23 protein-coding genes are annotated in these 20,902 nt (G+C 36.9%); 20 read left to right on the top strand and 3 right to left on the bottom strand.

All coding sequences use genetic code 11. The annotated features are described in order from the left end of the window. Nucleotides 1-395 precede the first annotated feature (395 nt). From BMX58_RS04875 to BMX58_RS04780, 20 genes are all read left to right on the top strand, one after another. Nucleotides 396-1,001: a sugar transferase gene (locus BMX58_RS04875; protein WP_068622743.1), complete on the top strand. Its 606-nt coding sequence runs from the start codon at nt 396-398 to the stop codon at nt 999-1,001. Nucleotides 1,002-1,033: 32 nt separating this feature from the next. After that, complete coding sequence (locus tag BMX58_RS04870) at nt 1,034-1,804, top strand: glycosyltransferase family 2 protein (RefSeq protein WP_068622744.1); 771 nt, start codon at nt 1,034-1,036, stop codon at nt 1,802-1,804. Between the two features lie 24 nt (nt 1,805-1,828). Further along, entirely contained in the window at nt 1,829-2,662 is an 834-nt protein-coding gene (locus BMX58_RS04865; RefSeq protein WP_068622745.1) for a hypothetical protein, read from the top strand. Further along, nucleotides 2,659-3,246, top strand: coding sequence for an acyltransferase (locus tag BMX58_RS04860; protein WP_068622746.1), 588 nt, complete (start codon nt 2,659-2,661; stop codon nt 3,244-3,246). The genes BMX58_RS04865 and BMX58_RS04860 overlap by 4 nt, the downstream gene beginning before the upstream one ends. Beyond that, on the top strand, nt 3,237-4,298 hold the full coding sequence (locus tag BMX58_RS04855) for a glycosyltransferase (RefSeq protein WP_084253876.1): 1,062 nt from the start codon (nt 3,237-3,239) through the stop codon (nt 4,296-4,298). The genes BMX58_RS04860 and BMX58_RS04855 overlap by 10 nt, the downstream gene beginning before the upstream one ends. After that, the gene (locus BMX58_RS04850; RefSeq protein ID WP_068622748.1) at nt 4,299-5,369 is read left to right on the top strand and encodes a glycosyltransferase; all 1,071 of its coding nucleotides are present in this window, start codon (nt 4,299-4,301) and stop codon (nt 5,367-5,369) included. Nucleotides 5,370-5,387: 18 nt separating this feature from the next. Continuing rightward, entirely contained in the window at nt 5,388-6,545 is a 1,158-nt protein-coding gene (locus tag BMX58_RS04845; protein WP_068622749.1) for an O-antigen ligase family protein, read from the top strand. Nucleotides 6,546-6,575: 30 nt separating this feature from the next. Then, nucleotides 6,576-7,418 (top strand): glycosyltransferase family 2 protein, encoded by an 843-nt coding sequence (locus BMX58_RS04840; RefSeq protein ID WP_068622750.1) that lies wholly within the window; start codon nt 6,576-6,578, stop codon nt 7,416-7,418. A gap of 8 nt (nt 7,419-7,426) precedes the next feature. Next, nucleotides 7,427-8,989 carry a lipopolysaccharide biosynthesis protein gene (locus BMX58_RS04835; protein WP_068622751.1) on the top strand — a complete coding sequence of 521 codons (1,563 nt, stop codon included), beginning with the start codon at nt 7,427-7,429 and terminating at the stop codon, nt 8,987-8,989. Nucleotides 8,990-8,992: 3 nt separating this feature from the next. Then, complete coding sequence (gene rfbA / locus BMX58_RS04830; protein ID WP_068622768.1) at nt 8,993-9,880, top strand: glucose-1-phosphate thymidylyltransferase RfbA; 888 nt, start codon at nt 8,993-8,995, stop codon at nt 9,878-9,880. Nucleotides 9,881-9,910: 30 nt separating this feature from the next. Further along, on the top strand, nt 9,911-10,114 hold the full coding sequence (locus BMX58_RS04825; RefSeq protein ID WP_068622752.1) for a hypothetical protein: 204 nt from the start codon (nt 9,911-9,913) through the stop codon (nt 10,112-10,114). A 6-nt stretch (nt 10,115-10,120) separates the two neighbouring features. Further along, nucleotides 10,121-10,939 carry an acyltransferase family protein gene (locus tag BMX58_RS04820; protein WP_084253877.1) on the top strand — a complete coding sequence of 273 codons (819 nt, stop codon included), beginning with the start codon at nt 10,121-10,123 and terminating at the stop codon, nt 10,937-10,939. Between the two features lie 12 nt (nt 10,940-10,951). Then, nucleotides 10,952-11,971 (top strand): dTDP-glucose 4,6-dehydratase, encoded by a 1,020-nt coding sequence (gene rfbB, locus BMX58_RS04815; RefSeq protein ID WP_068622754.1) that lies wholly within the window; start codon nt 10,952-10,954, stop codon nt 11,969-11,971. After that, entirely contained in the window at nt 11,972-12,808 is an 837-nt protein-coding gene (locus BMX58_RS04810) for an NAD-dependent epimerase/dehydratase family protein (RefSeq protein ID WP_068622755.1), read from the top strand. Between the two features lie 3 nt (nt 12,809-12,811). After that, on the top strand, nt 12,812-13,723 hold the full coding sequence (gene rfbD / locus BMX58_RS04805) for a dTDP-4-dehydrorhamnose reductase (RefSeq protein WP_068622756.1): 912 nt from the start codon (nt 12,812-12,814) through the stop codon (nt 13,721-13,723). A 1-nt stretch (nt 13,724) separates the two neighbouring features. Beyond that, the gene (gene rfbC, locus BMX58_RS04800; RefSeq protein WP_068622757.1) at nt 13,725-14,300 is read left to right on the top strand and encodes a dTDP-4-dehydrorhamnose 3,5-epimerase; all 576 of its coding nucleotides are present in this window, start codon (nt 13,725-13,727) and stop codon (nt 14,298-14,300) included. Between the two features lie 26 nt (nt 14,301-14,326). Beyond that, entirely contained in the window at nt 14,327-15,145 is an 819-nt protein-coding gene (locus BMX58_RS04795) for a LicD family protein (protein WP_068622758.1), read from the top strand. 81 nt (nt 15,146-15,226) lie between these two features. Next, nucleotides 15,227-16,993: an NTP transferase domain-containing protein gene (locus tag BMX58_RS04790; protein ID WP_068622759.1), complete on the top strand. Its 1,767-nt coding sequence runs from the start codon at nt 15,227-15,229 to the stop codon at nt 16,991-16,993. Next, complete coding sequence (locus BMX58_RS04785) at nt 16,986-17,699, top strand: NTP transferase domain-containing protein (RefSeq protein ID WP_068622760.1); 714 nt, start codon at nt 16,986-16,988, stop codon at nt 17,697-17,699. The genes BMX58_RS04790 and BMX58_RS04785 overlap by 8 nt, the downstream gene beginning before the upstream one ends. 3 nt (nt 17,700-17,702) lie before the next feature. Next, entirely contained in the window at nt 17,703-19,238 is a 1,536-nt protein-coding gene (locus tag BMX58_RS04780; protein ID WP_068622761.1) for a BCCT family transporter, read from the top strand. Nucleotides 19,239-19,299: 61 nt separating this feature from the next. On the opposite strand, the gene BMX58_RS15060 is transcribed toward BMX58_RS04780, so the two are convergent. From BMX58_RS15060 to BMX58_RS15055, 3 genes are all read right to left on the bottom strand, one after another. After that, a complete protein-coding gene (locus tag BMX58_RS15060; protein WP_423229059.1) occupies nt 19,300-19,551 on the bottom strand; it encodes a transposase in 252 nt (83 codons plus the stop codon). A 173-nt stretch (nt 19,552-19,724) separates the two neighbouring features. Then, nucleotides 19,725-20,156: a transposase gene (locus tag BMX58_RS04770; protein ID WP_068622762.1), complete on the bottom strand. Its 432-nt coding sequence runs from the start codon at nt 20,154-20,156 to the stop codon at nt 19,725-19,727. 25 nt (nt 20,157-20,181) lie between these two features. Further along, nucleotides 20,182-20,595 carry a transposase family protein gene (locus tag BMX58_RS15055; protein ID WP_423229058.1) on the bottom strand — a complete coding sequence of 138 codons (414 nt, stop codon included), beginning with the start codon at nt 20,593-20,595 and terminating at the stop codon, nt 20,182-20,184. Between the last annotated feature and the right edge of the window lie 307 nt (nt 20,596-20,902).

Here is a 20,902-nt window from a genome sequence, read left to right as displayed (position 1 = left end):
GATGGGCTCGCAGTATAAATGAGATGAAAGGATGGTTTGTTGTAACGAGATTAGTTGATGAATTGATTATAACGTAGGGTTCTATCAGCCTACAGGCTGTGTTATTCCATTTCTATGGTGCATAAGAAATCATAAGGCTACAACTGTAAATATTTTTACATATGTAAAAATATGAACAACTATAAAATATAAGTTCTATCAAACGGATGAAAGCGGTTGATAAACGAAAGTCCGGTTTTTACACTAAATTTACACTGTTTTTCCGATAAATTCTTTTTATTTTTGTGCAAAACGATGTTTAGAAGTGGTATCATAATAAAAGTGTAAAGATTTTACTATTTGGGGTGAAAACTTCCTATCATATATAAAAACTTTTACTAACTGGAGGAGTATTTGTGAATTATTTAAGAACAAAAAGAGTGATTGACCTGATTTTATCCATTACTGCTGCAATCGTATTGTCGCCATTATTTTTGATTCTGGTCATTGCCATCAAGCTGGACACTCCAGGACCAATCTTCTTCAAGCAGAAACGCGTAGGGATTAATAAGACACATTTCAATATCCTGAAGTTCCGGACGATGTGCATCGATACACCGAAGGATACGCCAACTCACCTACTTACCAACCCTGATCAATACATCACGAAAGTCGGTAAGTTTCTTAGAAAGACAAGCCTTGATGAGTTGCCGCAGATTTTCAATATCATCATCGGTGAAATGGCCATCATTGGTCCGCGTCCTGCTTTGTGGAATCAATACGATTTAATTGCTGAACGCGATAAGTATGGTGCTAATGACGTACCGGTTGGCTTGACCGGTTGGGCGCAGATTAATGGCCGTGATGAGCTTGAGATTAATGTTAAAGCAAAACTCGATGGTGAATATGTTAAAAGAATGAGTTTCCTTTTCGACTGCTATTGTTTTCTGGGCACTATCTTTTCGGTACTTCGTGGGGATGGAGTTGTCGAGGGTGGAACAGGTGAGATGTGGAACAGGTGAGATGAAGAAGAAAGAAAAAGAGGGGAAAAATAATGAGTGAATTAGTTTCAATCATCATGCCTTCATATAATACAGCTAAGTTTATTGCAAAGTCGATAGAATCGGTTCAGAACCAAACCTATACGAACTGGGAATTACTTATTGTTGATGATTGTTCAAAGGACAATACTGACGAAGTGGTAAAACCATTTCTAGTTGATCAGCGAATAAAGTATTTCAAGAATACAAAAAACAGTGGAGCGGCTGTCTCAAGAAATCGTGCGATAAAAGATGCAAAAGGTAAGTGGATAGCATTTTTAGATTCTGATGATTTATGGCTTCCGGAGAAACTTGAGAAGCAGATTGGTTTTATGAGAATAAACGATTATCACTTTTCATATACAAACTATGATGAGTTGTTGGAAGATGGACAGGAGACTGGAATTACTGTAACAGGACCAAAGCAAGTAGGCAAAACAAAGATGCACATATTTAATTTTATTGGATGTCTTACCGTCATGTATGATGCTGAATTTGTCGGTGTGATTCAAGTTCTAGATTTGAAAAAAAGAAATGACTGGGCAATGTGGTTAAAAGTTGTACAAAAATCACCATGCTATCTTTTGGATGCGTCACTATCTAAATATAGAGTGCGCAAAAGTGGATCTATAACACATGTTAAGGGAGGAAAATTAAGTTTGTTGAAGTACCATTATGGTATGTTTAGAGCAACAGAAGAAATGCCCCCAATGGTGGCGGCATTATGGACATTAATAAACCTACCTGCAGGTTATTTAAAAAGGATAGTGTACGTTAAAAGATAGTATTTCTGTTTGAGGAGAGTAAAGATGAATATGGACAATAAGATGACAGTAGTATTCATTGGTTTTGATGGATATTCTGATATGTGGTACGATTGCATTTCGCTTTATAAAAAATTTTGGCCAGATTGTAATTATAAAACTTTATTTGTAAATAACGAAAAAGACTTTGATATGGATGGTATTGAAGTGCTTCATGCAGGAAAGAATGCAGAGTGGAGTAGGAAGGTTCAACTTGCGTTAAAAAGTACTGATTCAAAGTATATTTGTTTATTATTGGAAGACTTTCTTGTTGGCAAGACTATTGATACAAAAGTAGTTCATGACACTGTTTCTTATATTGAGAATGAAAAGATTAGGTATTTTAAATTAACCAATATGTCTCGCGCTGTAAAAAACAAAGATCCACATTATAAGAATAAAAAGTTTTTGCATATTATTCCAGAAAATGATGAATATGGTGTGAGTCTTCAAGCTGCTATTTGGGAAAGATCTTTTTTGGAGGAATTATTGGGGGACGAAAACTATAATGCATGGATTTTTGAATTTAATCGCGTGAAAGAAGCTGCAGGAAAGAGTTATAAGCTGAACCCAGGTTGTGTATTTGATGAAAGAAATATCTTAAATCTTCAACATGGTGTGATTCAGAGTAAGTATCTCCCTGGTACTATTCGTTACTTTGAAAAATTAGGAATAAAATTAAATATCGAACGTGAGGTTATGAGCTATGCACATTACTATAAACTTCGTCTGATTTCGAAGGGTAAATATGTAGTTCCTAAATCGTTGCGAAATAACGTAAAAATAATTTTAGAAAAAACTGGAATGCGTTTTGTATCTACAGAAAGAGATAAACGATGAAAACTATTAAACGAATTATCAAGAACTTGCTTACATTATTTAGATATCCTATTTTGTCTGTCATCCTTAAAAGAAAGGGAGCAAAGAATCTTTATATAGGTCTTGGAATAACAATTAATGATTTCTCTCGTATTAGCGTAGGAAAGAATGTATATATTGGTCACGATGCCAGATGTTTGATAGTCAAAAACTATCATGGTGGGGTTTACAATCCTTTTATAAAAATTGGGAATAACGTGAGCATTGGAAATAGATGCTCATTTCTTTCTGCAGCACCTATCGTTATTAAAGACAATAACTTGATTGCAAGTGACGTAATGATTACTTCTGAGAATCATGGCATGGATCCTGAAGACTCGGATTCTTATGCTACTCAACCACTAGTAGCTAAGCCAGTAGAAATTGGAGAGGGATGTTGGATTGGAGAAAAAGTATGTATTCTGCCAGGCGTTGTGCTTGGAGACAGGTGTATTGTAGCTGCAGGTGCAGTTGTAACCAAATCTTTTCCAGCATACTCAATTGTTGGCGGAGTGCCCGCAAAATTATTGAAAAAATACAATAAAGATACTCATGAATGGGAGTAGTAATGAAAAAGATATGCGTGATAGGTGCATTTGATTTTGAAAAAATGTCAACTGGAGGGCAACCAGTAAAGACTAGAGAACTCTTTTATGCACTTGGTAAAAAATATGGGACAACTAATATTTGCTATGTAGAAACTATTGGTTGGAAAAATCATCCAGTACAGCTTTTGAGACAAATAAAAAAATGCGCAAGAAATGCTGATAAAATAATAATGCTTCCTGCAAGCAATGGCCTAGGTATTTTTGCAAGGCTGTTGGCATACTACAAAAGGAAATATAACATTTCTGTGTATTATGATGTGATTGGAGGCTGGCTTCCAGAGATTGTTCAACAAAAGAAACAGTTATTTACACCATTAAGCACGTTTGATGGTATTTGGGTTGAAACCACGAGTATGAAGAATAACTTGGAAACAATAGGGTTTCGCAATGTGACAGTGGTTCCAAATTTTAAACATCTTAATGTACTAGAGAAATGTGAATTAAAAACAGAGATTAGCTATCCGTTAAAAGTATGTACATTTTCAAGGGTGATGAAAGAGAAAGGAATTGAGGACGCTGTTCAAGTAGTTGAAGATTTAAATAGACGTTATAATAGAAACATGCTTCACCTGGATGTATTTGGTCAGATTGATGAAAGCTTTAAAGAAAGATTTGAAGAACTGCAAAATACTCATAAGGATTGTATGACATACTGCGGAGTTGTGCCTCCTAATAAAAGTGTTGAGACAATAAAGTTTTATTTTGCATTGCTTTTTCCAACTCGTTTTTATACTGAAGGTATTCCAGGAACTTTGATTGATGCATATTCTGCTGGTGTACCGGTAATTTCGTCACGGTGGGAAAATGCTGAAGATGTTTTTGTTGAAAATGTAACTGGTTGGAGTTATGAATTTGATAATTATGAGGATTTTTTGTTAGTTTTTGATAAAGCTGTGATGAATCCTGATGAATTTGTAAAAATGAAGCAAAGTGCATTAGGGGTAGCTAAAAGATATAAACCAGAAGAAGTAATTAAGCAAATTGATTTATTAATGTTTGGAGCTGAGTAAATGAAAAAAATACTCTTGTTCATACCTAGATTAGCTGTTGCTGGTGCAGAAACTATGGTGCAGGACTTAGCAATAGGCTTAAAAAATAAAGGATACAATCCCATAGTGGTTTGCTTTTATGAAATAACATCTTCAATAACTGAAAAACTTGATCAAGCTGGAATTTCAATAGTAGTAATAGAAAAGAAAGTAGGATTTGACATCAGTCTTTATAAAAAATTATATAAGTTTATTAATGCTGAAAGACCTGATGTCATTCATACACACTTAAATGTAGATAAATATGTAGTACCAACTTGTAAGATTTTAGGTATAAACAAAGTATTTCATACCGTTCACAATATTGCTTCTTTAGAGCAGAAAAAAACGGATCGATATTTAACAAAAGCATTTGTGAAATTAAAATGGTTAACTTTAGTTGGTATATCTCCAGAAATAAAGAAATCAATTTGTGATGAGTATAGATTAAAATCAAGTCGTGTTCCGATGATTTTTAATGGAAGAGATCTAACTGACTATTTAGCTAAGTCCTCTTATACAGTTGAAAATGATATTAAAATTCTTCACATTGGAAGATTCTCAAAGCAAAAGAATCATGAAATGCTCATTGACGCTTTTAATGATTTCTTACATGAATGCAAAGGTAATTTATTTTTAGCTGGGGAAGGTGAACTTCAGCCTGAAATACAACAAAAGGTTCAAAAGCTAGGACTTGCAGAAAGAGTAATTTTTCTTGGATTACAGAGCGATGTTCACAAACTAATGTATAGCATGGATGTTTTTGTTTTGCCGTCATTGTATGAAGGAATGCCAATAACATTAATAGAGGCTATGGCAGTTGGAATGCCAATTGTTGCAACGAATGTTGGCGGTGTCCAAGACATGATTTCTGATGGTAAGAGTGGACTGCTTACTAATGTAGATAAAAATGAGATAGCTGACGCATTAATACGAGTTGCATGTAATCGAGCATTGCGTGAATCCATTGGCAGAGTAGCATACTTGGAATCAAAGAGATATAACATGGAAACTATGGTTAATGAGTATGATAAGATATACGAGCTTATCTAACTAATTGGAAGGTGTACTATGGCGCAAAAAAAGAAAATGACATGGGCAATACAAATATACTACATAAGTTTAATATTTGGAGCATTTGCTGTTCCTTTTTTGTCAGGATCTCTATTGAAATATGTGGCGTTACTTGTTCTAGCGACATGGGCATTGTATCGTTTTAAAACATGCATAACAACATATGATCTTTTATTTGGGGCTTATGTTTTGGTCATGTTTTTTAGCATTATTTATTCATTAAATTTTGATGCAACTAAGCAGCGAATTATAACAAATGTTCAGTTCCTTATTTTACTAATTGCTACCGGAAGTTTCTTATATTCAGAAAAAGAAATAAACCGGTTAAAACTTTCGCTTGTCTGGGCTTCAAGAATAACAGCAGGTGTATTGCTTCTTGTTGGAGGAACAGGTGCTGATAGAATTTTGCTTAATGGTAGTTTGTTGGCTGAAGATCCAAACTATTTAAATGGGTACTTTCTTTTCGGAACGATATATGCATTTCAAACACTAATGGTTGGGAACAAAAAACAGAAAGTTATATCTGTTATTGAGCTTCTTTTGTATATTTATTGTTGTTTGGCTACTGGATCAAGAGGTGGTATGTTTGGTTTATTCTTGGCGGCATTAGTAGCTTTGTTTATATCTAACAATGGACGTAACTTCTTAAAGAATAATATTAAAAAGCTTAGTGCTGTTTTAGCAATAAGTATAATTATTATACTTATTATTCCTTTTATTCCAGAAACAGTTATCAGTCGTTTTACTGCACAGGCTATCAAAGAATCTAATGGAACACATAGATACGAATTTTGGGGATGGGCTTTTCAGATATTTAAGGATTCTAGTTTTTTCCATCAATTATTTGGCTATGGGGCAGGAGCCATTCGAACTATATTTGGTTCACATGGTTATCTGGCAGTGGTTGCACACAATCTCTATGTGGAGCAGTTAATGGAAGGCGGAGTGATTCTATCTATTATTTATTTTGTAATGATTGGTTACCTCTTAAAAAAATCATATAAAAGAAAAGATTTTTTCTCTTTTTCTATCGTATGTGGATTTTTGATGTTATCAATGAGTACATCGTTATATGCTTTTAAGCCATTTTGGGCAATAATGATGTTCATTAATTTAAGAAGAGAGACAGATAATACGATTACTAAAAGGTATTAATACACAAAGATTTGACAAGAGGTGAAGAAGATGGTTTCGGTTGTAATTCCGTTCTATAAAGGTAATCAGTATATTCCTCAATTATGTGAAATACTAAGAAAAAATGCAATTGCGTTAGCTACGCAGTGCAATGTTGAGATGGAGGTTATTTTCGTAAATGATTCTCCTGATATTGAAATAGTCTTTCCCCAAAAAGAAGATAATATTACTGTAATTAATAATAAAGTAAACTGCGGAATACAAAAATCAAGGTGGACAGGGATACAACATGCAAGTGGTGAGTTTATTCTTTTATTAGATCAAGATGATCTTATAGCTGACGATTGCATTGCTTCTCAGTATAAGGCGATACAAGATTGTGATTTTGTTGTATCTAATGGGTACATGACAGATAGTTCTGGAGATAGTATTTGTTTATACAAAAATGAAATAGAGCAGAGAAAAGTATTAAACATTAATTTTTATTATAGGTGTAGTAATCCAATTATCTCTCCGGGACAGGTTTTAATTCGTAAAGAGTGTATACCTTCAATTTGGGGAAACATCAATATGAGATATCACGGAGCTGACGATTTGTTTCTATGGTTGCTTTTATTAAGTGACAAGCACTGTAAAGGAACTATTAATCCTCAAAAGTTATATACTCATGTCTTTACTGGCTCAAATACTAGCTTAAATCTTGAATTAATGGAGAAATCCAATTTAGAGGTGTTAGAAATAATGAAAGATAAGATGAGTATTTTTAATAGATTTTGTTTTTATCGGAGGACAGAATACTATGCTCATTTGAGAGATTCAATTGGGTATAAAATCTCGTACGCTGATGTAGCCTTGATGAGGTTTTGCTATAAGAGACGTATAGGAAGGATATAGAATAGTCTATGGAGTTTAATAAAACAAAAAGCACATCAAAGACTTTTATTTTTGGCTTATTAAGTAGAATGATATCAATTCTATTCCCGTTTATTACGAGAACAATTATTATACATAAACTCAGCTCGGAATATTTGGGATTAACCAGCCTTTTTACATCGGTATTGACAATTCTTAACGTATCAGAACTTGGAATTGGATCAGCAATTTCTTTTTGTTTATATAAGCCAATAGCTGAGAATGATAAAGATACTATAAATGCATTGCTAAATTTAATGCGGAAAGTATATAAGATTATCGGTACTTTCATTTTTGCATCAGGAATAGCCATTATGCCATTTCTTAAATACTTTATCAGTGGATCATATCCTGAAGATATTAATATACATTTGTTGTTTTTAATGTATCTGGTCAATGCTGCGGTTTCATATTTGGGCTTTGCATATAAAGGTGCTCTATTTGAAGCATATCAAGAAGGGTCAATAGTACATCAGATTACGGCAGTTGTTGAAATAATCAAATATATTCTTCAGATTACTATTTTGATTGTTTTAAGGAATTACTATTGGTTTGCATTGATGCTTCCTCTATCAACAATTTGCAATACGATAGTAACTGAGAAGAGGAGTAGACAGGTCCACCCTGATTTGGTTCCTAGAGGGCACGTATCTTTAGAAAATAAAAAAATAATTAAGAATAAGGTGTTCTTTTTAGCAGCACATTCGATTGCCGCTACTTTGACTAACTCAATTGATACTATAGTTATCTCTGGTACATTAGGTCTTGTTGCAACTGCAATTTATGGGAATTATTTCTATGTTTTTTCATCGATAACTACCATATTAGTTATTGCATATAGAGCATTAAAGCCCGCAATTGGAAATATTTTGTACACAGCTTCGTTGGAAAATTTAAATAAGACTTATGAAGGTATTCAACTTTTGTTCATTTGGATGACTACATGGTGCGCGATAAGCCTTCAGTGTTTGTTTAATCCTTTTATGAAGATTTGGGTTGGAAGCGATAATGTTTTAAGTATTACCTGCGTATTAATAATTGTATTCTATTTCTGGGGAAATTCAGTCAAATTATTCTTATCAAATACATTTATTGAAGCTGCTGGTTTATGGAATAAAACACTCTTTCGCCAGATAATTGCGGCTACGTTAAATCTAATACTGGATATAGTTCTTGTAAAAAAATTTGGGATTACTGGAATCGTGTTTGCTTCTTTTTTTGCAACCACTATTATTGCTTTACCATTAGATATTCATGTGGCTTGTAAATATGTCTTAAAGCGTAACACTTTTTTTGAAATTATGAGGATACTTGGATATTTTGCATTTGCATTGACTATTGGAGGTATTACCTTCTTTTTATGCGAAATAATACCATTATCTGGTTTATCAGAGTTTGCAGTAAGAGGAATTGTTTGTGTTATTATACCAAACGTTGCATTTTGTTTGTTTTTTTGGAAAACGGAATCCTTTAAGTACATAAAAACAAGGCTTTTAGGTATGATATTAAAAAACAAGGCTTTTAGGTATGATATTAAGAAAGCGAGGAACTGATTGATGAAAGGCATTATTCTGGCAGGTGGAGCAGGAACAAGACTCTATCCTATAACTATGGTAACTTCGAAGCAACTTTTACCTATATATGACAAACCGATGGTGTATTATCCGTTATCCACGTTAATGCTGGCAGGAGTCAAGGACATCCTTATTATCAGCACACCGACCGATCTTCCGAACTTCGAAAGATTGCTCGGTGACGGATCTGCATATGGTGTGAATCTGAGCTATAAGGTGCAGCCTTCTCCAGATGGACTGGCGCAGGCGTTCATTCTTGGTGAAGAATTCATTGGGGATGATGCGTGTGCAATGGTGCTCGGTGATAACATCTTCTATGGAAACGGATTCGGTAAATCATTGAAGGCCGCGGTAAAGAATGCGGAAGAGGACAATAGAGCTACTGTGTTCGGCTATTACGTAAATGATCCGGAAAGATTCGGTGTGGTTGAGTTTGATAGGGATGGTAAGGCAATCTCTATCGAGGAGAAACCGAAGAAGCCGAAGTCCAATTATGCATTAACCGGTTTGTATTTCTACCCGGCGGGTGTATCCGCAATGGCAAATGCAGTTAAGCCTTCTGCTCGTGGTGAGCTTGAGATTACCACTCTGAATGAGATATATTTGATCAACGGGAACCTAAATGTGCAGCTCCTTGGTCGTGGATATGCTTGGCTTGATACAGGTACAATGGATAGTTTGACAGAGGCATCATGCTTTGTGCAGATGATTCAAAAGAGACAGAGCGTTGTTATCTCTGCACCGGAAGAGATTGCATATAAGAATGGCTGGATTGATGAAGAAGGACTCCTCAAGTCGGCTGAGAAGTATGGTAAGAGTCCTTACGGTCAGCATTTGAAGAATGTTGCTGATGGTAGACTAAAATATTAAGTATAACAAGACACTAAATTGGAGAACGAAATGGAAGAAGGTAAACAGTGGCTAGTTTCAATGGATATACTCAAGGGATTAGCTATGATTGGAGTGTTACTAGTTCATTATGAACAGCTTTTTCCAAGTAGCATTTCGCTTGTTCATAAAGTTGCATCTGTTGGATCAAGATGTCCTCAGTTGTTCTTTGTTATTGCGGCATATTTTGTGTGGTATTCATTAAACAAGAAATGAGCAAATATAACTTCTTATTATGTGAGAAGATTGGTGCAGATTGTTCCATTTTATTTTTTCATGCTTTTAGTGTCTGCGTGGATTCCTGTTAGACAAAGTGTTTCGATTGTTGATTGGGTTTTGCATTTTACATTTATTAATGCTTTTGTTCTCAATAGTATAAACAGTATTATTAATGAAGAGTGGTATATCGTTGACTTGGTAATCTTTATTGTTATAGCACCTTTTTTTGTTAAGCTTGCAGATAATTTAAAGAGATCAATCTGGCTGTTTGTTTTTTCTGCTGTTATATCAATCGCATTTACGACTATTGTTAATTACAATGCAACAGCCATCCTGCCAATTTATGGAGATTATTTAAGCACGTTTTGTTTCGTTAATCAATTTCCTGTTATATGTCTTGGCGGGGCAATATTCTACTTAGTTCAAATGCTAAATAGTAAATCAACAAAAGAGCAAAAATGTTTTCTCTTGAAGTATCTATCTATTGTATTAACTGGTATTTTTGTTTGCTTTAGGTTGAATAAAAGATTTGTATCAAGTTCGTTATTAGCGGGTATTATATTCAGCTTTGTTGTTCTTTTCTTAGCAATGATAGATCAGAGGAGGCAAGTATTGTTTGATTATGTCCTTGGTAAAATTGGCCGGGACACATTGGGAATATATTTAACCCATATGATTCTAATAAGGTGCCTACTACTATTTGCTGAAGAAAAGATAACTAGTATAGGGTTTTGGAGTCTTGGTTTTGTTGTTGTTTTTGTTCTATCCTATGTGATAGGAAAGGGCTTAAACCAGTTTGTTCAATTATTAATGAAAAAATAAGGAGAATATAACATGAATATTATCGTTACTGGTGGTGCTGGTTTCATTGGTTCCAACTTTGTGTTCCATATGCTGAATAAGTACCCTGATTATCGTATCATCTGCCTGGATTGTCTCACTTACGCAGGTAACCTTTCTACACTGGCTCCTGTAATGAACAATCCTAACTTCAGATTTGTAAAAGAAAGCATTACTGATAGGGAAGCAGTTTACAAGCTGTTTGAAGAAGAACATCCGGACATCGTTGTAAACTTTGCAGCGGAATCTCATGTTGACCGTTCCATTGAGAACCCGCAGGTATTCCTTGACACTAACATCATTGGGACATCTGTCCTTATGGATGCATGTCGTAAGTATGGCATTAAGAGATACCATCAGGTATCCACAGACGAAGTTTACGGTGACCTGCCTTTGGACAGACCGGATTTGTTTTTCACTGAGGAAACTCCGATCCATACTTCAAGTCCTTACTCTAGCAGTAAGGCAGCAGCAGATTTACTTGTTCTTGCATACCACAGAACATATGGACTTCCTGTTACCATCTCCAGATGCAGTAACAACTACGGTCCGTACCACTTCCCGGAGAAACTTATTCCTCTGATGATTGCAAACGCTCTGAATGACAAGCCTCTGCCTGTATATGGCGAAGGTCTGAACGTTCGTGATTGGCTCTATGTTGAGGACCACTGTAAGGCTATCGATCTGATCATTCACAATGGTCGTGTTGGTGAGGTATACAATGTTGGCGGTCATAACGAGAAACAAAATATTGAGATCGTTAAGATCATCTGCAAGGAACTTGGCAAACCTGAGAGTTTGATTACTCATGTTGGTGATCGTAAAGGTCACGATATGCGTTATGCTATCGATCCTACTAAGATTCATAGCGAGCTTGGTTGGCTGCCTGAGACAAATTTTGAAGATGGTATTAAGAAGACCATTAAGTGGTATCTGGAGAATCGTAAATGGTGGAAGACAATTATCTCTGGCGAGTATCATAACTACTATAAGAAAATGTACGAGGGAAGATAAATGAAGATATTAGTAACTGGAGCGAACGGCTATCTAGGTCTTGGAGTAGTAAAACAGTTACTCGATGATGGTATAGAAGTCGTAGCGGCAGATTTTAAGACAGATAGGGTGGACGGAAGAGCACAGAAGATGGACTGTGATCTGTTCTCTATCGAAGATCCATATACATACTTTGGAAAACCTGATGTAGTTATTCACATGGCATGGCGAGATGGATTTGTTCATAATGCTGATAGCCATATCAATGATCTACCCAAACATCACGATTTTCTTTTGAAACTCTTCAAGAGTGAAGTAAAAAATGTAGCTGTTATGGGTTCTATGCATGAAATTGGTTTTTGGGAAGGAAGTATCGATGAGAAGTCTCCTTGTAATCCGATGAGCCTTTATGGCATTTCAAAGAATGCGCTTCGCCATGATGTTGAGTATATGGCAAAAACTTATGGAAAGTCATACCAGTGGTTAAGAGGTTATTACATTGTCGGCAATACATCTTATGGTTCTTCTATATTTTCGAAACTCTATAAAGCAGCAAGTGAAGAAGGTAAAATGGAATTCCCGTTTACAATGGGATTGAACCAGTTTGATTTTATCAACTATGAAGACTTTTGTCTCCAAGTTGCGGCGACAATTGAGCAGAATGAAGTAAACGGAATTATTAACATCTGTACTGGAAGACCTGAGAAACTTGCAGATAGAGTTGAGCGATTCATTAAAGAGAACGGATTTACTATTAAACTCAACTACGGTGCTTTCCCTGAAAGACCTTATGATTCAAAAGCAGTGTGGGGTAATAGTCAGAAAATCGAGAGAATCCTTTCTACTCTAAAGGAGTAAATAATGAAAGTATTTGTAACAGGTGTTAATGGCCAGCTCGGTCATGATGTTGTAAATGAATTAATCGGAAGAGGATATGAGGCAATTGGCTCCGATGTAGCTCCGACTTATGCAGGTGTGGCTGACGGAACTGTAGTAACTACCGCTCCATACACTTCCTTAGATATAACCAACAAAGCAGCAGTAACAGAAACCATCAAGGGAATCAACCCAGATGCTGTTATTCACTGTGCTGCTTGGACTGCCGTGGATATGGCAGAGGATGATGATAAAGTTGAACTGGTAAGAGCAGTCAATGCTGGCGGTACTAGAAATATTGCAGTGGTTTGCAAAGAACTGGACTGCAAGATGACTTATATCAGCACAGATTACGTGTTTGATGGTCAGGGCACCGAGCCTTGGCAACCGGACTGCAAAGACTATAGGCCGCTTAATGTTTATGGCCAGACAAAGCTTGAAGGTGAGTTGGCTGTTAGTGGTCTGTTGGAGAAGTATTTCATCGTTCGTATTGCCTGGGTATTCGGCAAAAATGGTAAGAACTTCATTAAGAACATGGTGAACGTTGGTAAGACTCACGATACTGTAAGAGTAGTTAATGACCAGATCGGAACTCCGACTTATACTTTTGACCTTGCTCGTTTGCTAGTGGATATGGTTGAGACTGAGAAGTACGGTTATTACCATGTCACCAACGAGGGTGGATATATTTCTTGGTACGATTTTACCGTTGAGATCTACAAGCAGGCAGGTATGAGCACTAAGGTAGTGCCGGTTACTACAGAAGAATATGGTCTTTCCAAGGCAACAAGACCGAGCAACAGCAGACTGGATAAGAGCAAATTGGTGGAGGCTGGATTTGAGCCGCTTCCGACATGGCAGGATGCTGTTGGTAGATATTTGAAGGAGATGGAATAAGATGGGAAAGATTAAAGTAGAGATGAATCCTAACGGAATCGAAGGACTGGCAATTATCGAGCCAACTGTCCATGGCGATTCCAGGGGATATTTCTGTGAAACTTATAATGAAAACGATATGAAGGAAGCTGGACTTGATCTGCGATTCGTTCAGGACAATCAGAGCTTTTCTTCCAAGGGGGTACTTCGTGGTCTGCATTTTCAGAAGCAGTTCCCACAGGGGAAACTGGTAAGAGTTATTCAGGGCGAAGTTTACGATGTTGCAGTAGATCTGAGAACTGGAAGCCCTACATATGGAAAATCCTATGGCGTGATACTAAGTGAAGAGAACTTCAAGCAGTTCTACATTCCAAAGGGATTTGCGCATGGTTTTGTGGTTCTTTCTTACACAGCACTGTTTTGCTACAAATGTACAGACTTTTATCATCCAAATGATGAGGGAGGTTTGATGTGGGATGATCCGGACATCGGTGTTGAATGGCCGATTGATGGTATTGAAGTGAAGTTGTCCGAAAAGGATCAGAAGAATCCTACTCTTAAGGAAATCGAAGAGAGCGGATTTAAGTTTGTGTTTTAATTTTATTATGAGGGATGTAAAGCGCAATGGAAAAGTTGGACTTAAAACAAACACAAAGTATATCTTTGGATATACTGAAGTATATAACTGATTTGGCGGATGATATGGGCTTAAAGTATTCTTTAGCGTGGGGGACACTTATAGGCGCTGTAAGACATAATGGTTTTATTCCATGGGATGATGATATAGATATTCTTATGCCGCGCAGAGACTATATTATGCTGTTGTCCAAATTGAAAAATTTGGAACATCCAAAGTATAAACTTTATAGTATTTATAACAAAGATTGCTATTATTATTCGGTTTCAAGAATAGTAGATACAACTACAATAATTCTTGGAGAAAAGAAAACAATACCAAGCCAGTGTGATTGCGGTGTTTTTGTTGATATCTATCCTCTTGATTACATGGGAAATTCAATAGAAAATGCTGTATCTTTTTTTAAAACTCAAAGTAGACTCGAATTATTGAAATATATGGCATTGTCACCATTCCAAAAATCTTGTTCGGGTATTATTCATTCAATAATAAAATCACCTGTTTTTGTGTATACGAAAATTAGAGGATACCGTTATTTTGAAAAAAAAGCAGAACAGAGATGTGAAAGAAATGTAGAGAGTAAGCTTGTTGGGTGCTGGGTTGGAAATGGTGGAATGAAGGCAGAAAAACTTATATTTGATACCAAGTGTTTTGAAAAACTGGTTCTTCATAAATTTGAAGAGTATGAGTTCTACATTCCTGAGGATTATGATACTGTATTATCCAATGTTTACGGTGATTATATGCAATTTCCACCTATTGAAGAACAGGTTGGACATCACGAGTATGAAGCATTTCGAATATAAATAAAAATACAAAGAAGTATCATCCTAGGTGATACTTTTTGTACATCATTCTGTTCACGAAATTGAGGAAGGGGAATGTACATGAACAAGCAGGAAAGTGACATCCTGAACGCGCTGCTGTTGGAGCCATTTATCAATCAGCGTATTTTAGCAGAGATAAGTGGTCACTCACTCGGTGTTGTAAATAGATCAATTAAAGAATTGATGAAGCAAGGATACCTGGATGAAGATGTTCGTCTGACTGATAAAGCCCGACATGAATTTAATACCAAAGCTCCTCAGAAAGCTATTATTCTTGCGGCGGGTTTTGGAATGAGAATGGTTCCGATCAACCTGGAATCACCAAAGGCCCTGTTAGAAGTCAATGGAGAGAGATTAATTGATAGACAAATCAAGCAGCTTCATGAAGTTGGGATCAAGGATATTTATATAGTGGTCGGTTTCATGAAGGAACAATTCGAATACCTGATTGATGAGTACGGGGTTCAGCTAATTGTCAATCAGGAATATGCAACAAAGAACAACTACTATTCAATGGTTACAGCTCTAAAGGGAATGGAAGTAGCAAACACATATATCGTACCATGCGATATTTGGTGCGACCGGAAGCCATTTCATAGCCATGAGCTTTATTCTTGGTACATGGTAAGCGACTTGGTTGACGAAGAAAGTGATGTCAGAGTCAATCGAAAGATGGAACTGGTGAGAATTAAAAACAGCGCTGGTAATGCAATGATTGGTATTGCTTATCTACTGAAGGAAGATATGGAGAAATTGAAAGAGCAGCTTGATGAAATAAAAGATGATGGTTCTTTCTGGGAAGAAGCGCTCTATATTAAGGACAGGATGTTCGTTGCTGCTCACGTGGTTCATGCTTCTGAAGTTGTAGAAATAAATACATACGAGCAACTAAGAGAGTTGGATAGCGATTCACAGCAACTTAAGTCAGATGTTATAAAAATCATAGCTGAACAGCTTCATACCACACCAGATAGCATCACAGATATTTCGGTGTTGAAGAAAGGTATGACAAACCGTTCATTTCTTTTCTCTTGCGAAGGCAAGAAATACATCATGAGAATTCCTGGCGAGGGAACTGATTTACTCATCAATAGAAGAGAAGAAGCCGCTGTTTATCAAGCCATTGCAGGGGAATGGCTGTGTGATGATCCGGTCTATATCAACCCTGAAAATGGCTACAAAATAACCGCATTCCTGGATAATGTTCGTGTATGTGATCCGCTCGATGTAAAGGACCTGCGTAAGTGTATTGGTCTCTTAAAGCAGTTTCATGACTTGAAACTAAAAGTTGACCATGAGTTTGATATCTTTGGCCAGATCGACTTCTACGAATCCTTATGGAATGGTAAGCCTTCTATGTATAAGGATTACAGGAAAACAAAAGAGAATGTTAGGTCATTGATTCCTTTCATTGAGGCTAACATCAAAGAGAAGATACTGACCCATATTGACGCAAACCAGGATAACTTCTTGTTCTATGAACAGGATGAGATAACAAAGCTTCAGCTTACTGACTGGGAATACGCCGGTATGCAGGATCCAGATGTGGATATAGCAATGTTTGCAATATATGCATTTTATAATAAGCGCCAGACAGATAGACTTATATCCATTTACTTCGACGGAGAATGCGAAACTGCTATAAGGGCTAAGATTTATGCATACATGGCAGCCTGTGGACTTCTGTGGAGCAACTGGTGCGAATACAAGAGTACATTAGGTGTGGAGTTTGGTGAATATTGCCTTCGCCAGTATAGATACGCAAAGGAGTATTACCGATACGCACTTGAGGAAATAAAGAAAATCGGAGGAATGGCTGATGAGTAAGGTTGAACGAGCAATCATCATGGCAGCCGGCTTTGGTAACAGAATGAAACCGATGTCGCTGAGCGTTCCAAAACCTATGATAAAAGTCAATGGAACCAGAATGATTGACTCCGTTATCAAGGGTCTAAAGAACAATGGAATTGATGAGATATACGTTGTGGTTGGATATTTGAAAGAACAGTTCAAAATTCTGGAAGAGGAATATCCAGGGCTTAAGCTTATAGAGAATCCATATTATGACACTTGTAACAACATCTCATCGTTGTATGTTGCGAGAGAACACATACAGAATGCAATTATCTTGGATGGAGATCAGATAGTTTTCAATGATTCAATACTCGCGCCGGAGTTTGAAAAATCAGGCTATAACGCGGTATGGTGCGAGAAAGAAACCGATGAATGGCTTATGACAGTTGATGCTGGGAAGGTGGTAAGTTGTTCGAGAACTGGCGGTTCAAAAGGGTGGCAACTATTCAGTATTTCAAGATGGACCGCTGAAGACGGTGTAAAGTTGAAAAATCATCTTGTACTTGAATTCGAAGAGAAGATGAATCGTCAGATCTACTGGGATGATGTTGCGATGTTCTGTCATTTCGATAATTACGATTTAGGAATTAGAGAAATGCAATGCGGCGACATCGTTGAGATTGACAATTACGAAGAACTGGTTGCGATGGATGCATCGTACAGAGAATGGAGAAATTAAACAATGAATAAAGAGGTAAAGGGTTTTGACAGAAAAAAAGTGGATTGGTTTATTACTATAGTCCCAGTACTTATTATCGTAGGATTGGCTATAGTGTTTTTTGCATTCCCTGAGCAGGCGAACTCTGTGTTAGGACAGGTTAGATTTTTCTTTAGTGATACATTTGGTGTATATTACTTGATTATTGGTCTTGGAATTTTGATCGCATCCTTCTACTTGGCATTCTCAAAATTTGGTGAGATCAGACTTGGAAAACCGAAAGAGAATCCACAGTATTCATTTTTTGCTTGGGGAAGCATGATGTTTACCTGTGGTCTTGCAGCAGATATTCTGTTCTATTCATTCTCTGAATGGGCAATGTATGCAACAAGCCCTTACATTGCAGAATTAGGGTCAGTACAGGAATGGGCTGGAGTGTTCCCACTATTCCATTGGAGCTTCATTCCTTGGTCTTTCTATCTTGTGTTAGCAGTAGCATTTGGCTTCATGCTTCATGTAAGAAATAGAAGCAAGCAGAAGTATTCTGAAGCTTGCAGACCTATCCTCGGTAAGCATACTGACGGCATCCCAGGACGTATTATTGACCTTTTGGCAGTATTTGCTCTTTTAGCCGGTACAGCAACTACTTTCAGTGTAGCTACTCCTCTGATGGCTGCCATCATTGAAAACTTGTTCCATATTACTATTGGCAGAATTGCAATTACAATCATCATCATTCTGCTTACCTGCTGTGTATATACATATACGCTTTTAAAGGGATTTAAGGGCATCAGCTTCCTTGCAAAAGCTTGCATTTATCTGTTCTTTGGCCTTTTGATTTTGGTACTTATCATCGGCGGTCAGGCTGGATATACTATTGAAACTGGCTTTGAGTCCTTTGGCAGAATGATTCAGAACTTCATTGGTCTTTCAACTTATAGTGATCCTCTTCGTACTACTAACTTTGCTCAGGATTGGACAATCTATTACTGGGCTTATTGGATGGTATGGTGTGTAGCAGTTCCGTTCTTCATCGGTAATATTTCAAGAGGTAGAACTGTAAAGCAGGTAATTCTTGGTGGCTATATATTTGGCGTTGGCTCAACAATCGTAAGTTTTGTTGTTCTTGGTAACTACGGTATGGGACTGCAGACAGAGGGCATCACCGACTTCCTGACTCAGTATGAGGCAACTGGCGATCTTTACGGTTTGATCATTGATATCATCAATACAATGCCTGCAGCGCCGGTTATCATGGTAATTGTAATGCTTACCATGATTGCATTCTACGCAACATCCTTTGACGCTATTGCTTACACAGCATCCTGTTATAGTTATAAGAAGCTTGAAGATGGAGAGAAACCTCACAAGTTGATTGAATTACTGTGGTGCGTTCTCCTCATTATTCTTCCAATTGCGCTTGTGTTCTCAGAAAGTTCTATGAGTAATATTCAGACCGTGAGCATTATATCCGCATTCCCGATCGCATTCGTCATGGTTATAATCATTGCCGGATTTATTAAGGATGCAAAGAAGTATATGAACGGAGATAAGGAATAAAAAACTAAGCCATTGATATCCGCCACAGTGAATACAGCATTGAAAATGGTTCTTTCCTGAGTTAGTTGAAAGAATTCCAAATCACTTTATTTTTGAGCGTTTCAAAGCTTGCACGACCATACATGATCCGTTTGATAATCTTTAATTTATTGATTTGACCCTCGGCCAATCCATTATTGTAAGGATAGACAGCGTTATTTAAGACTGCCTTCAAGTCCTTCAAAACGCCAATCACGAAACTGTTGAACTGAGGAATTCCGTAATTTTTAATCTGTGAAAGCCAGTTGCAGAGTGCGATAGAATGCCCATTCAATAAACAAAAAGAAAATTGCCTAACGGCGTCTAAGATTATCGGCAGCTTCGGATAGCGGTCGTATATAATTGCCAAATTTTCTGGGGAGATTTTACTTTCTTTGCGATACAAAAGCTGGATGATTGCATACTGGGATACAGAATAGCTGTTTTTTTTTTGAATTTGTTCTTCTTTCAGTTTTCGAACGTATTCACCGACGGTGCGTTCACTTCCTGCACTTTCACCAGCTTATTTCTGTCGAAATCTGTATAGTGCTCAATCGCTTTGTTTATAGGTATCTCAATAGTGTCTTCTGGAGGTGCCAAGATAATCTTTGATGGCAGAAGTCCTTGAATGGCTTTTTTGGCATAGTCAGTCAAATTTTTTAGCAAGTGAAATCGATCGGATACATGCTGAATGTTTGGATTGGCTTCGATTACTGCATTTTTATATAGTGTTGCCCCATCTCGAGAAACGATGGTGAGATGGGGATATAATTTCAACCATGCTGCGACATCGTCTATAGTCCTTGAATGGATCTTATCAATGATTTTGTGAGACTGGCTGTCAACCATAATCGTGCCATAATCCACTCTTCTGCACAAAGCAAAATCATCAATGCACACGCAAGTTACATCCTCCGCATTTATTTTAGGCGTTTTTTTTAATCAATTCACAAATAACGGACTTACTCACTTCAATGCCATGATTTCGGAGGTAATCAGATGCAGAAACTGAGCTCATTTCCATGGCAACTCTTAAAATTTCGATTTGTACGCGATCTGTCTTTTTTGCTTTGTATGCAATGAAGTCGAATCGCTGCGCAAATGTCCGTTTTGGACAATCAGGGTTAATGCAGAAATATTTTTTGTTGTGTAAACATATTTTTGTTTGCAATCCTTGGATTGCCAAGTCATGAAACTCACGTACATACTGGGAATGAACTTTCATTGAGCTCGTTCCACAATAGGGACAAGTCGCACTGGATTGTTTGGATTGTACGTGAATGGTAACCTCGGTGTCTGTAAGTTCATGAGATAGATATAGCAATTCCGGGTCTAGCATTGAAACAAGCCATTGCATAATAATCCCGCTTTCGTTTTCTTTTATTGTACCTCGTTTTAACCATCTCAACTAACTCGGGAAAGAAGCATTTCCGATGCTGTATTTAGAGAGAGAGGCAAATTTTGTATGTAAGCGCCAAATAATCAGGTATATACTGCAACACGAATAACCCTGCTACAATATGGATATCATATCGTAGTAGGGTTATTTGCAGTTTTCCTGGATCTCTGTACTCCATGGCAAATAATCCTCAAGAAGTTCGGGCTCCTCTTTGAAGGGCGTGTTCGGAAGTTCCTTGAACAAATAC

The sequence above is a fragment of the Trichococcus ilyis genome (genome assembly GCF_900109135.1).
Lineage (GTDB): Bacteria > Bacillota > Bacilli > Lactobacillales > Aerococcaceae > Trichococcus > Trichococcus ilyis.
The sequence above is the reverse complement of the archived record's forward strand: the minus strand, read 5'-3'. Positions and strand labels throughout refer to the sequence as shown.